Source organism: Natranaeroarchaeum aerophilus (assembly GCF_023638055.1).
In the GTDB taxonomy this organism is placed as follows: domain Archaea; phylum Halobacteriota; class Halobacteria; order Halobacteriales; family Natronoarchaeaceae; genus Natranaeroarchaeum; species Natranaeroarchaeum aerophilum.
In genome coordinates this window covers 1-12,744 of sequence record NZ_JAKRVY010000018.1, presented here as the reverse complement: position 1 = coordinate 12,744, position 12,744 = coordinate 1, and the positions used below count along the sequence as shown (strand labels likewise).

16 protein-coding genes are annotated in these 12,744 nt (G+C 54.6%); 3 read left to right on the top strand and 13 right to left on the bottom strand.

What is annotated here, in order from left to right:
• Positions 1-145: 145 nt before the first annotated feature.
• Positions 146-640, top strand: a complete 495-nt coding sequence (locus tag AArcSt11_RS16600; protein ID WP_250598777.1) for a hypothetical protein — start codon at positions 146-148, stop codon at positions 638-640.
• A 191-nt stretch (positions 641-831) separates the two neighbouring features.
• Here the strand turns inward: AArcSt11_RS16600 and AArcSt11_RS16595 are convergent, their stop codons facing one another.
• The 11 genes from AArcSt11_RS16595 to AArcSt11_RS16545 all read right to left on the bottom strand — a co-directional run bounded on the left by AArcSt11_RS16595 (position 832) and on the right by AArcSt11_RS16545 (position 8,044).
• Positions 832-2,073: an RNA-guided endonuclease InsQ/TnpB family protein gene (locus tag AArcSt11_RS16595; protein ID WP_250598775.1), complete on the bottom strand. Its 1,242-nt coding sequence runs from the start codon at positions 2,071-2,073 to the stop codon at positions 832-834.
• Entirely contained in the window at positions 2,070-2,246 is a 177-nt protein-coding gene (locus AArcSt11_RS16590; protein ID WP_250598773.1) for a hypothetical protein, read from the bottom strand. Before AArcSt11_RS16590 ends, AArcSt11_RS16595 begins: the two co-directional genes overlap by 4 nt.
• A 526-nt stretch (positions 2,247-2,772) precedes the next feature.
• A complete protein-coding gene (locus AArcSt11_RS16585) occupies positions 2,773-3,771 on the bottom strand; it encodes a hypothetical protein (RefSeq protein ID WP_250598771.1) in 999 nt (332 codons plus the stop codon).
• A 5-nt stretch (positions 3,772-3,776) separates the two neighbouring features.
• Entirely contained in the window at positions 3,777-4,007 is a 231-nt protein-coding gene (locus AArcSt11_RS16580) for a hypothetical protein (protein WP_250598769.1), read from the bottom strand.
• Between the two features lie 434 nt (positions 4,008-4,441).
• Complete coding sequence (locus tag AArcSt11_RS16575) at positions 4,442-4,771, bottom strand: DUF8158 family protein (protein WP_250598766.1); 330 nt, start codon at positions 4,769-4,771, stop codon at positions 4,442-4,444.
• Between the two features lie 6 nt (positions 4,772-4,777).
• A complete protein-coding gene (locus AArcSt11_RS16570; RefSeq protein WP_353617833.1) occupies positions 4,778-5,131 on the bottom strand; it encodes a DUF8105 family protein in 354 nt (117 codons plus the stop codon).
• Positions 5,132-5,318: 187 nt separating this feature from the next.
• Positions 5,319-5,768 carry an HVO_A0114 family putative DNA-binding protein gene (locus tag AArcSt11_RS16565; protein ID WP_250598762.1) on the bottom strand — a complete coding sequence of 150 codons (450 nt, stop codon included), beginning with the start codon at positions 5,766-5,768 and terminating at the stop codon, positions 5,319-5,321.
• A gap of 254 nt (positions 5,769-6,022) precedes the next feature.
• A complete protein-coding gene (locus tag AArcSt11_RS16560; RefSeq protein ID WP_250598761.1) occupies positions 6,023-6,193 on the bottom strand; it encodes a hypothetical protein in 171 nt (56 codons plus the stop codon).
• 33 nt (positions 6,194-6,226) lie between these two features.
• Complete coding sequence (locus tag AArcSt11_RS16555; protein ID WP_250598760.1) at positions 6,227-6,625, bottom strand: type II toxin-antitoxin system death-on-curing family toxin; 399 nt, start codon at positions 6,623-6,625, stop codon at positions 6,227-6,229.
• A gap of 80 nt (positions 6,626-6,705) precedes the next feature.
• Complete coding sequence (locus tag AArcSt11_RS16550; RefSeq protein WP_250598758.1) at positions 6,706-7,116, bottom strand: SWIM zinc finger family protein; 411 nt, start codon at positions 7,114-7,116, stop codon at positions 6,706-6,708.
• A gap of 10 nt (positions 7,117-7,126) precedes the next feature.
• Positions 7,127-8,044 (bottom strand): transcription initiation factor IIB, encoded by a 918-nt coding sequence (locus tag AArcSt11_RS16545; protein ID WP_250598756.1) that lies wholly within the window; start codon positions 8,042-8,044, stop codon positions 7,127-7,129.
• A gap of 353 nt (positions 8,045-8,397) precedes the next feature.
• Between AArcSt11_RS16545 and AArcSt11_RS16540 the strand changes: the two genes are divergently transcribed.
• Entirely contained in the window at positions 8,398-8,913 is a 516-nt protein-coding gene (locus AArcSt11_RS16540; RefSeq protein ID WP_250598754.1) for a helix-turn-helix domain-containing protein, read from the top strand.
• A gap of 6 nt (positions 8,914-8,919) precedes the next feature.
• Positions 8,920-9,465 carry a PIN domain-containing protein gene (locus AArcSt11_RS16535; protein ID WP_250598752.1) on the top strand — a complete coding sequence of 182 codons (546 nt, stop codon included), beginning with the start codon at positions 8,920-8,922 and terminating at the stop codon, positions 9,463-9,465.
• A gap of 170 nt (positions 9,466-9,635) precedes the next feature.
• Here the strand turns inward: AArcSt11_RS16535 and AArcSt11_RS16530 are convergent, their stop codons facing one another.
• Both AArcSt11_RS16530 and AArcSt11_RS16525 read right to left on the bottom strand, forming a co-directional pair.
• Positions 9,636-10,076 carry a DUF8030 family protein gene (locus tag AArcSt11_RS16530; RefSeq protein WP_250598750.1) on the bottom strand — a complete coding sequence of 147 codons (441 nt, stop codon included), beginning with the start codon at positions 10,074-10,076 and terminating at the stop codon, positions 9,636-9,638.
• 861 nt (positions 10,077-10,937) lie between these two features.
• Complete coding sequence (locus AArcSt11_RS16525) at positions 10,938-12,449, bottom strand: alpha-glutamyl/putrescinyl thymine pyrophosphorylase clade 3 protein (protein WP_250598748.1); 1,512 nt, start codon at positions 12,447-12,449, stop codon at positions 10,938-10,940.
• Positions 12,450-12,744: the final 295 nt, after the last annotated feature.

The window sequence follows — 12,744 nt, the reverse complement described above, 5'->3', positions numbered from 1 at the left end:
ACAATCCCGGACGGACGAAGCTCAAGACCCTGTGATTGATTCTATGACACGCTCATGAGTATGATAAAAAGAGTGGACTCATCGTATATACGTAAGTAAAAAGAAATGAAGGCTCATAAACGCTATTATGAAACGTCGAAAATTCATGGCTGGTGGCGCAAGTGTACTAGCAATCACTGCTGCAGGATGCGCTGAGCTGGGTTTCGGTTCTGAATTATCTTCAGCTGATCAGACGGCACTCGAAACATATACAACCAGTTATGAGACGATGCAGGAGGCAAAGGATAGATACGATGACGGGATTGAGATATTTCGGGAGAACTTGACCGCAGACGGTACGATAGAGGGGGAATATCCACATGACTGGCCAGACTTGCAGGAGACGATGTTGACTTCGAACAGCCTCTTCGGAGACGCGAGCGATGGCTTCAATCAAGCACGACGTTCGGCGTCATCTTCACTGATCGAATCAGCCTGTGAGGACGCTGTCGCATGGATAGAGCCCCATACGGAAGTTGCCCGTTTTTTCGGAGACCTGGGAGGCCCCACAGCTAGTTTTATTGACGAACACGAACAGCAATTAGACGAACTTCCAGACCCCATGTCGCCAACCGACTTGGAAAATGGGGTAACGACCTAATTGGCGAACTACCGTGTCCTTCGTACTCGAGATTTATTATCACTGATGAATGTATCTTTTATATTCAGCAAACTCTGGATAACGTGTCTGAAAAGCGAGCGACCAGCGGATCGACATCCACTCCCTACACGGGAGCGTCCGCTCGCTGGTGTCACGGCGACACCACGGCGGCACCTTGTGGGGTCTGTGCGCTATTCGTTGGGCCCTACCGCGTCTCCCTCGACGGGGGACCACTGGTGATCGTCCCACTGGAACCGCACGGGCCGTGCCGTCGGCCTGACCGCGGTGTTCGTCGCCTGTTCGAGCAGCGTCTGCGACGCGACGAGGTCCGCGTGGCCCTCGAAGCCACACGGACACGTCAGCGTCTCGCGATGCCGACGGGTCCGTTCGCGTTCTCCGCACTCTGGACACGTCTGGGAGGTCCACGCCTCAGAGATCGACGCCACCTCGATGCCATACTCCTCGCAGACGTTCGCGAGCTGGTCGAGACACTGCCGATGCGCCCACAAGGTACGCGCTTTGAGGTTCGCCTCGACCGACCAGTACTCACCCAGGACGCCAGTGAGGTCGCCGTGGTAGATAGTTTCGACGCCGTCGTCGTGGAGTCGCTCGACCAGATCACGAAGGAGCGCGTTCACGGCGTGGTCGCGCCGGCGGGACCGCTTCCGATAGAGCCGCTGGATACGCTTGCTCGTGTTTCGACCTTCAGGGAGCTTCGCTTTGGCGTCGGCGATGCGCTCGGTCGCCTCACGGAACTGCCGAAATGGTTCCTGGCCGCTGTACCAGTACTGGTTACCTGCCGACGTTGTACACGCCACGAGGACGTTCGCGCCGATATCGAGCGCGGCAATGTCTGTCCCCGTCGGCGTCGCCTGTTCCACCTCGGTGACAGTCACTGGCTGGTGGGCCCGATACGTCTCGTCGACGTCGTCGTAGGTGAGGTGGAGGCGGCCCTGCTCGCCCTGCCAGTGCGGCGCACCGCCGACGGCCACCTGGAGCCGTTCGAACTGACTGAAGCCGTACTCGTCTTTGAGTTGGCTGCCGATGGGGACCTCAAGCCGGGAGCACTCGCCCCAGTTGATCGTGTAGGCGTCGTTGCGGATGTAGGTCCGCAGGTCGCGCCCGTCGGCTTGGTTCCCCCAGTAGCCGGGCGGACTGACCTTCTGATCGGTTTCCTCGACCGTCTCGAAGAACGACCGCCAGGCAGCGTCGTTTACGCGGGTGACCTGCTGAGTCGTCGCCGACCCCAACACATCGACGTACTCGTCGTAGTAGCCGTCACAATACCAGACGGTATCGCCGGCGAAGAACTGCTGCCGGCGGTCATACGTCAGCTGGTTCCAGAGGCTCGCTGACGCATCGAGGAGTCGGCGGAGGACGCCCTCGTCTTGTTCCGATTGGGGAACGACCTCGAAGGTATTGGTTCGTCTCATCGGTCTAGCTCGCCCCACATTCTGGGTACGTAGCCGAGCCGTTCGACGTCGTCCGCGTAGTCCCGAAGGAGTCTGATGAGGACGATCTCCGGGATGCCGTTCTCGGCCTGTTCGACCAACCATTCCTCCAATTCGACTTCAGCCTCCTCGATCTCGCTGAGGTCAACCGACATCGGTCATCGCGCCTCCGGCTGGCGGTACACTTGTTCCTGGTGGTGTCGCATCTCGGATCACCTGTCTGGATAGGCGCGAACGTACGCGCCTGCACCCTTGGCAGGCGCTCAAAAACACCATAACAGGTGTTCCGTGTTAGATCACCCCAGAATAGCCTTCTAGTCTTTTTAGTAGCTTATCGCAAATAATGAGACTAACGAACGTCGCGGAAACAAAAACGAGGATCTCTGGAATAACCAGGTTGCGATCGAATTTTATGAAAAGTCGACGGATACTCTCGGCATAGAGAGCAAGCCAAATAATAAAAACAAGTATTACCCCATATTTGTAATCATCATACTCTGGAGCTTGGTCGATAAGCAAATAGAGAAACGAAGACAGGAAGGTCACCAGAAGCCCACCTGCTAGCATTTTCACATGGTATTCAATAATCAATAAATAAGTAAAGTTGACTACTGGGAGAAAAGCAAAGACAGGTGTATCATCGTTAATTATTTGGAGAGCATCTCGAAGATACGACATGATTCAGAGTGTCTCCGGATCGAATTTGAATATGAGATCCCGTTCTACCTCTTCAATATTCCAATCTAGATTCTCGTGATTATCTATGAAATATTCACAAGTTTCTCTAACGATGGGATGTGTACTGGGTCCAGTACCTCGAACTTGCATATACTCGAAGTCCCAAGTAAACTCATCGAGATGTCGGGATTTCTGGAGAGTATCGTCGTAAATTTTTTCATACGGCTCTAGTTCGTCATCTGTGTAGTAAGCCTCCTGTTGATCGCTTTTGACAAATACGATGAAAGGGGCTGCACGGACGGTCTGGATGAAGTCGTCACGATAGTCATCTTCCGTGTCCGAACCATTAAGAACGCGCTCTCGATATTTTACTTGACAGAGGCCGTCAAAGTCGAAGAATCCTGCTGAACAGAACGACGCTACGTTTAGAGCTTCATCACCGTATTTAGTCATTTCCGCCTTTCGCTCGCGAACATCTAATAGTGAGAGGTTGTCATAGGCCTCAGCATAGCGTAATAGCGCAGCGTCTTTGATCATTTCCACGAAGCGCGTAGGAATCTTCCGTTCGTAGAATTCTTCCAGTGATTCCATATATTCATCTCCGCCTCCGTGGTATGCAGCGATAAGAGGATGTGATTCCGGCGGCGAGAGACCTCCTGTTTTTTCTTTACCATCTCGGATTGCAGCTTTGGCATCAGATTGACGTGCCGCACCTGCGTTTTTAGGATCAATAAACAGGACTTCTCGCTCGCTTACTGTATCGATTTCAAAAATTTGGCCGTCGTCTAGTGCCGTTATAGCGACGACATCATACTGCGATTGATCTGGAAGATCCTCAGGCCTTTCTGGCGAATGGTTCGCATCAAGTGCTCCTCCCGTTGAATACTTGTATGGAGAGTCGTCTTCGGCTATTGGAGATTGGTCTCCATCTCCATCCTCTGTGTCACTACTGTCATCGCTACTCGAGAAGAGATTTTCCAGAAAATTGTCCCAGCTGCACATTCAGATTAGTCTGATTCTTGGAGATATTCTCGAATTCGAGAGATATCGTTGCGAACGAAATCGGTGGATCCGTGCCCGATATATCCAATATCCTCTGCTTTGATCGGTTCACCGTCAGTCGCTAAAATTCGCTCCTTCTCAGAATCGACGACGAATCCTTCGTCATCAACGCCTCTATCGAGTGCATCAAGGACGTATTCGAGCCTTTCTTCTTTAAAGACGATTTCTTGTGGCATTCTGGCCTCTTTTTCGGCTTGTGAACGCAGTGGGAACGAGATGTGAATTCGCTCCCAGTTTCTCCTTGTTAAGCAATTCAGCCTTCACGGCATAAAGTTATAACGGTTGTATTTTGACATATCTGCGGTCGCTCGCGACGCGGAGGGCGCCAGCCGCGGGCGGGCCGTTACGTATACACCTGTCCGGCCAGCCACGTTGCTCGTTGAATCATCCACCGCCTTGGTCGGACTCAGAAAGGGCGAGGCCGCCTCGGCCACCGGGAGACACCGTCTCCCGAGCTCACGACGCAAAGCGCCGTGAACGTCCCCCGACCCCGCAAGCACCGCAGGCACGAGGCGCGCAGCGGCGTTCTCGTGAGCGCAGCGAACGAGAGCCAGCGAGACGCAGTCTCGCGCGGTCGCGGGACGTCGAGCGGCCGAGGGCTTTCACAAAATCATGCCTGCGGTTCTGTATTCAGCTCGTTAAGAATCCCGGCCGCGACCGTTCCGATCCGGACTCCATCGAGTACAGCGACGTCGTGGTCAGCAGCGGCGGTTCGAAACGGAACCCCGTCCACAAGAATCAAGCGGATGACCGCCCGGACGACTGCATTCCCGTACCTGTCGACGACGGTCGATATCAGTTCATCGAGATGCGCGTCTTGGTGATCCGTTCGGGGCTGCTGTGCACGTTCAAGGACGAGTTCGACCACGTCATCTACCGACGCGTGTTCTGGATTCCCGGTTCGTTCACGAACGTCATAGACGGACTCTGAATCGGTCATCAGGACTCACTCTGGAACGTCTTCGTTTGTATCGTCCGTCTGTGGCTCCAGCTGGCGCTGCCGGCGGACCTCGGCAAGGGCATCTTCGAGCGTTGCCAAACTCTCGATCGCTGCCAGTTCGTCTTCGATGTCGTCGAGAAGCGCCGCTCGCTCGACAGTAGCGCCGTCGCCTTCTGTTGTCTCAATGGAATCGATGGATACTGCTCGATCTTCCGTCCACCCACACGCCCAGCAATGACGGGTAACAATGATCTGGTCGTCTTCACCAGCAGCAAGTAGTGCATCCGCCACTGATACTGTCACCGGCTGGTTTGGGCCGACGTCCATCGAGACGGGCCCACCACACGCAGGGCACTCCATATAGATACCGAGGGGTACCGTCGACTTCAAAATATGGAGCCGGTGGTAGCTACTCACAGCGTCGTCGAAATTACAGCAGCGAACAGTTCCGGAGCGCACTCGCTGAACTCGAAGACCGACGAGGATGAGAAATTCTTGAAGCTCGCCCGCTTAGGTCACGGTAGTCATAGAACAGCTAGCACAGCCGCTACGCCGATGCCGGTGATTCGGACGCGTCACCGAGCGATTTTGTGAGTTCGACCTCTATCTTCACCGTGTCGTACGGGACGTGAGGTTTCTTCGCGCCTCCTTCTTCGCGGAGGTGAACGATTCGGTACTCGGTCAGGATCTGGAGGTCATCGTGAACTTGCCGGACATCCCGATCGAGACGAGCGGCGAGACCACGGATACTCTCGGCGGGCTCCTCCATCAGGCTCCGTACCAGCTCCAGGCGACGTGGCGTGAGGATGCGCTGGAGACGACTGGCGTCCTGAAAGTTGACGACGTGCGGCACCTCCTCCCCCTGCTCCCAGCGCTCTGCACGATCCAGGGCACTCTCTTTATGTTCCCCGAATGGGGTCGACGTGATGCGGAGCGTCGAGGGGTACGCGGCGTCTTCTGGGGGGTCGTGGGCATGGTTAGGCGAATTCTTGCTCATGGATGGTTTCGACCTCGACGAGGAACTTCTGGATGTGTGACCGATGGCCCTCGAATTCGATACTTTCGACCTCACCACGGTAATGGCAGTGGTTTCACCCAACGCCGTGGGCGTCGTTCGCGTTATCGTACCAGAGGATCTCCCCACCGTCGGCCCGAATCAGTCGCTCCGCAGCGGCGTCGACGATCGGCCGCCGAATAGCAACCGCGACCCGATATTTGCAGGCGAACTCGTAATGTTCATCCGCGGGGTACTCACTCGTCTTCGAGCGCTGCGTAGATCTCTGTATGGCGGCGTCCGTCGAGTGTCCCCATCTCGAGGGCGATCTCGCGGCGCTCGGCGTCGCTCTCGGCCGCCTGATAGCGCTCGTAGAGCTGGCGGACCTCATCGTCAATCGCTGCCGAGGAATCGGTGCTGGACGCCATTGTTCTGTTGAAGATACTCTGTGTGTCCATTTATCAGTTACGACGAGCACAGGCTCGGAAGTAGATGACTGCAGTATCTGCGTCGACCGCTGCTTCGTCGGTTGCGAAGCGGTGTAAGAGGGCACGGATTTCATCGCCGTAGTTGAACGTGTACCCGTTGATCATGTAGAAGACGACCACCGTCCTGAGTGCTGTTCGCTTGTTCCCGTCGACGAATGGATGCTCTGCAACGAGCAAGCGCATCAGATGGACCGCTTTGTCATGGATCGTCACGGGCACCTCTCCAAAGAAGCCCTCCGAAATATACTGCAACACAGAAGCAACCGAATCCTCTGATCGAACGCCTGGCTCTGTTGTATTGCCTTCTGCTACAATCTGTCTATGGAGATCAAGAATAAGTTCGACAGAGGGATACTCGAGATCGTCAGTCACGCATTCTACTTTTTCATGCTGCAGGTTAATCGTTTCTCACATAGCGAAATCACAGTACGAGGGGATTCGTTGGTACTTACCTACAGACTCCGCCGTCCAGTCCGGACACACTCCCAACAAGGAAGCCGGTCCGGATCGTCCGAACACTGACACCCATCCGTCCGATCTGAGTTACCGTCCGTTTCAATCTCGAGAGAGACCTCTCCACCGTCAGCACGGATCTGTCGCTCCGCAGCCGCATCGACGATCGGCTGTCGAATCGCGACCGCGACCCGATGTTTGCAAGCGCCCTCATAATGTTCATCCGCGGGGCACTCACAGGCGACCGGCACGCCGTTCTCGACGGTTACCACGTACTCGTGAGCTGCTGGATCGGCGTGGCTACAGTTGCGCACTCGGACGCCATCCGAAACAAGCTCGAACTCGTAGGCCTCGTACTGGGCGCGCTTTGCAACACGATCAGTATAGGAAAGCTGCGTGAGTGGATTCATTGTATCCCGCTCAAAGATTCTCTCGGAGCGCGTCTCGATGGGATCGAAGCGTGGTCGTCGAGACGTCCGCCGAGTCCGCAACCTCGGCTTGTGTCAGGGACCGGCCCTCCTCACACGCCGCCAGGTAGAGACACGCCCCAGCAAAGCCGACCGGATTGCTGCCGATCGTGATCCCGACTGCCTCCGATGCCTCTGCGAGGCGCTCGGCACGTCGACGTACCTTCGCGGATGCATCCAGTTCCGAGGCGAGTTTGGGGACGTAGGCTTTGGGCCCCATCGGCTTCGTCGGCAGTTCGAGTTCTGCGTTCAGGGTCCGGTAGGAACTCGCAACCCGATCCTGTGTGATCCGAGCGACACAGCCCACTGTGTCGAGTGTTACCGGATGCTGGAGACACCTGGCACCAGCGTACACGCTGGCTGCCGCAATCCCATCGACCGACCGCCCCACGAGAAGCCCCGCTGAGTGTGCTCTCCTGAAGATAACGCAGGCCCGATCTCGGACGGTTTCGGGAAGCTCCAGCGCGCTTGTCACGCGACGAACCTCGCCAAGTCCGTGTCCGAGGTTGCGCTCCGCTTTCGAGCGCCACTTCGCCCGCTTGTGCTCACGTCGAAGTCGGTGGAGCTGTCGGCGCCGTCTTGGTGAGTGTGTCTCCGTACTGTCACTCACACGGCCAATTTCTGTCGAGAGCCCTCGATCGTGCCGTGCCACTGTGATCGGCGCACCGGTTCGAACGCGCTGATCGTCATCGAACGGTCGCCACTCCGGCCCGGGGTCAACCTGTTGCTCGTCGACGACCAATCCACACGACGTGCATACGGTCTCGGCCCCGTCCGGCCGCACTGCGCCACTACACTCGGGACACTCGTTGGTCGGTCCACTCTGTACGTCCTCGTCAAACGTCGTCTCGTAGATGTCTCTGATCGCCATCTGAATCACCGAACAGTCGAGAGGACCGCTTCAAGCAGGTCCCCTCACCCTTTAGGGGACAACAAACCTACCGCGAAAGATCGGAATGGGCTGACCCGTACTGTAGATTGCTTCAACAAGACGTCGAGGCAGTTGGCGGGGCTATTACTGGGGGTGGGGGAGGGTGACACTGGAAATACAGTCACTACTGAGCTGGTCTGTGTACCGTTCTCGATCCTACCAATTTCCTGCGTGGGAATTATCTATTATTATCAATCCTCAACAGAGATGGTAGCTCTCAGTGAACGTAGCTAGTCGTGACAGTTTCGTCTCAACAAGGATTATTGCACTTTGCGTGCAATTCGCTATTAGAGATGACGACGAGAGAAGCAAACTGGGAGACCCCACTTGACACTGGTGGAGAGGTGTTTGAACTCCTTGGAAACTCACGTAAAGCATGGATATACACCTATATCAATCATCACGCGGAAACGACGATTCAGGATATTGTCGAGACACTCGATCTCCCGGAGCGAACGGTGTACGAGTACGTCGACGACCTCGAAGCCGCAGGCTTCATCGAGCAATCGAATGACGGCCGACCAGCGGAGTACGTTGCCCACGAGATCGATCTTCAGCTAGTTGAAGGGGATGCCGAGCGTCGGATTACGTCGGGGCTAGTCGAGGCAATTGCCCGTCGCCGACGTGACGACGACATCGATACGTACATCGATCGGCACGGGCTGGACGGCCTCGCTGTCGCACTTGAGTACGCGTATGAGTACGTGGACGGGAGCGTTACACATCAGATTATGGCTCGCGAACAAGAACTGTCATCTCTGGAGGCGGGTATCATTCTGGACGCGCTTCGTCCTATCGTCGAGGACTGACCTGGCATGGGACACGATAGAGAGGTCGTTTTTATCGATTCGTCGGTCCTCATCAGTTGCGGGCGGCGGGAAAGTACGCGATTTCAGGCGCTTGCTCGGGAAGCCCATCTACGTGATACCGTCTTCCGTATTTCACCACAAGTGTATGCAGAGGTGACTGGCGGTTCAGCACTCGACGCGTACACCCCTGATGCGACTCCTGTCGATACGGCATTGGAGGAGGGCTGGATGAAGGTCACCGCAAGTCCGCACTACGCTGATTCGGATGTCTCAACGGTCATGGACCAAACTCGGAGCTTCATTGCGAACTCCACCAACCGAGCTGTGGACAGCGTCGAAAAAGCGGATACGGAGATCGTTGGACTGGCACTCGAAATGCTGCTTGAAGATGCTGCTGACCACGTTACTATCGTCACGAATGATATTCCTCTCGGTAAAGCCGCTGAAACATTGATTCCAAAATACGGATTTGATGCTGCACAAATTCAATGGCTCACTGGTGGTGACCTCGCTGATGAACTCGAGGAGGATTTCGTTTCTGAATTCGATTGATTTGAAACAGGAATACAAGTAGGATAGTAGGCTGCTACTCGCTGCCGTTGTTGGCTCCACGAGGTAGTGGCTTTACTTCGAGGTACAGGGGATAGGCAGAGGGGATTCACACAACAGTGTTAACCAACATTATTGCCAGTGAGGGTCAGTATGTTGGTTAAGAAGGTAGTCTACAAAGATTGGAGTTCTCGAACCGGTTTCACGATGAACGTGATTGGCTCACTGGCTACTGCTTCTCGTGAGTGCTCGGTAGGCGAAGGGGGCGACCGAGTGAGCTGGGTAATAAGCTCGTCTCGTACAGTCTGTCGGGAGACTACTGTCTCATGCCAGCCTAGCCGCTCGTCGAAGTGCCGCTTCTGGAACTGCTCGCCGACATCGTCGACAGCGACGTACTGGGTGCTCTTCATCCGGCCCACTCCCTGCTCGACGAATACCGCTCCGACGTCTTCGTGCGTGAGCTCCACCAGGGTACACTCGACGAGTGTGACGATCGACACGTGGTTACGGTTGTTCGGGACCGTCGCCTCAAGGTCCTCCCACGGGTCTTCACTGTCTGGATTGGTTGCTGTTTGATGCGTCGTCTCAGTCTGGGTCATGCGTTCTGAAGCCATCGTTTCTCGGGAGGCACGAGATACGCACCTCCACCCCTCGTGGGGCCAATAAACACTACTGGGAATCATCCATTCAATCCATACTCTAAATCTGATAGGTTTCTGTTTTCAATCATCTGGGATGGCCCCTCGGCCTGAGAGAATCAGCGGCTTTCGCATATTGCATACCCTCTCATTCTTTGGACGAAATCCGCGATATGCAAGGCAAAATAACTGGCTCAAATCGCAGAAAAGTCCTGTCGGGCTGATTTAACGGCGTAGCAAACACCCCGACGGATCCGTGAATGCCGTACTGAGTACAAAGATTGCTTGACGAACGGGTTATGAGGCTAATATCGACCGTTTTGGCGTTTCTTAGTGTGGATGATCCACCTGCTGCGAATCACTCCATCGCACTCATCCCATTACTTTGAATCGTAAAACACCCTAATTTCATCGGTATCAACCGTATTAGGCTCTGAGGATTGCTCGACGGGGATACAAGAGAATCAGATTCCGCTCGGAAGTTCTATTATTAATAAATTGATGGTTATTGAGGGTACAATAGAACCATTGGCCAATGATTTCTTTCAATAGTTGTGTTATCGAACCAGCCGTTAGGTAGCCGTGCTTATCGAGCAACGGAACTCCTACCAGTTCCGAGTGATGTCCTGAGCACCGTGCAAGATGCAAAGCGCATATTCAGCACGCGATGGCGAGAGAGAACAAAAACTGAGAGCAGACAGAACCAAATCAGAAGACCCTGAACCAGCCAGTCAACGGTCCTAAATTAGTCCATGCTCCCGTGACCAACAATCCTCGTAACGAGAGCGAACAATGGTGGTTAGATACCGACGAAGGCGGTCGCAAGAGTGATAACAGTTAGCAGGGCTCAGAAGTATCGCGAGTAGGGTCCTCATCAAGTTCCTCATCCTCCTTCTGGTAGTTGCACAGAGCGGACTCAAGCTCGTATACCACGCTCGTCGGATTCATATTCACCTCGTTGATGGCGTAGTCGTGGAGCAACTGGAGTTTTGCATTGACTTCCTCTTCCGACAGGTCGTCCATTGAAACTCCGAAGACACGCTTGAAGCCACGCTTGGGCCCTGCCGTCGAAACATACGACTTGCGGAGTGTCGTCGGGGCCAACCAGTCGAGATCATGCAGTTGCTGCCAGAGCTCCAGTTGGTCAAAAGCGGTTAACCGCCCATAGGAGGCAACGCCTCGACGAAGTCGCTTCAGACCAACATCGAAGGGGTCTTTGTCTTGAGATTGAATTGCCTCAAGGAAGGCTTCGAAACTGGGGTCGACATTCTCGTAGAATGTTTCGACAGCCTCCATGATGTCACCGCCTTTACCTTCTGTATCGGTATAGCCGCCAAGGTACTTCCGATGGTTCGACTTGTCGGCTTCGCCTGTCCGGTACAGCTCATTCAAGCTCGATTGGAGTTCCTCTCGTTTCTCGACTGCTTCCTCAAGAGTCCCAGCAGAATTGAGTACCTCCCTGACGACTTCGTGGTTGTTGCCGCCAGCAATATAAACGAATGTCCCGAGAAGACGCGCTTCTTGCGTTGCATCGGAGTTTTCTAAAGTCTGCCACAGTTGATACCAATCACCACGAAGGGACACGAACCGTGAAAATGATTTAGCCTCGGCGAAGTCCAAGAACCGTTCAGTATGCAGTAGGGCGTCGTACTCTTGTGAGCGGTGTGTACTCCACAACTTCTCTGTTGCCTCCTCGTCGAACGGAAGGGGGCGTCGATACCATGGCCCAGCACCAGAGTCCTCGGATAGTGATGTCACTATACGGTTCGCATCGGTTCCTGAATCCTCGCTCAGAGGAATTGGTTTGTCGTAGAGCTGGGATCGGCTGGGGTCGCCCAGAACGATGTACTCCGCATCGAACTCTTCACGTCGAAAATGGGCATTACTCTCTACTCGGTTCTTAACCTCTGGCGGCAACGAGTCGTATTCGTCTTTCCTTATGGGGTCTCGGTCAAGTGTAAAGTGGCCGATGATATAGGCACCCCACTCTTCGTTTATCCAGTCGAACTCAGGGTCTCTATCGTCGGCGTAGTCCAGTGTGGCGTAAAAAAAGAGGATGTCGCCTTCGTTGAGTTTAGCGATCTCGGAGGTCTTTCGCGTGTGGCGGTCGCCATAGGTGTAGTTTTGCCCGTACTCAAGCTCGGGGAACTCAGGATCGAAATGTGTCACCGAGTCGTGGGCTGTTTCTGGTCGGACATCGCTCAATCCGAGATCACGGTAGGTGGGCTCGGACACGGCGTCGTCTGCTTCAGTGATAGGGATGTATCGGAATGAACCGTCGGCAAATATCGGAGCTCGGCCACTTGGTGTGTCACTGTTCGCGCCAATATTAAGAGCGACAGATTTCATGACCCAATCTGACAGTACGAACAATATAAATGTCGGGGTTGGAACGGGCGGTGATTGTTGCGAGAGTGTTCATCATACATCCCTTCCTTGGTGTCATGCTGACTGTATCCTCTATGCCTTGCACCCCGTTTTTACCAAATAACCGATACATCAGAGTACAGTACGTTCCTTCCTTCTCCAGTATATACTGATTCTTGATCGAGCAATACAGCTATGCCAACCGTTCGATACCTGACTTATTGAGCGTGTCATAGAAACGTTCTCAATGAAGGAAGCAGGGTGTTGGAACTGTGTC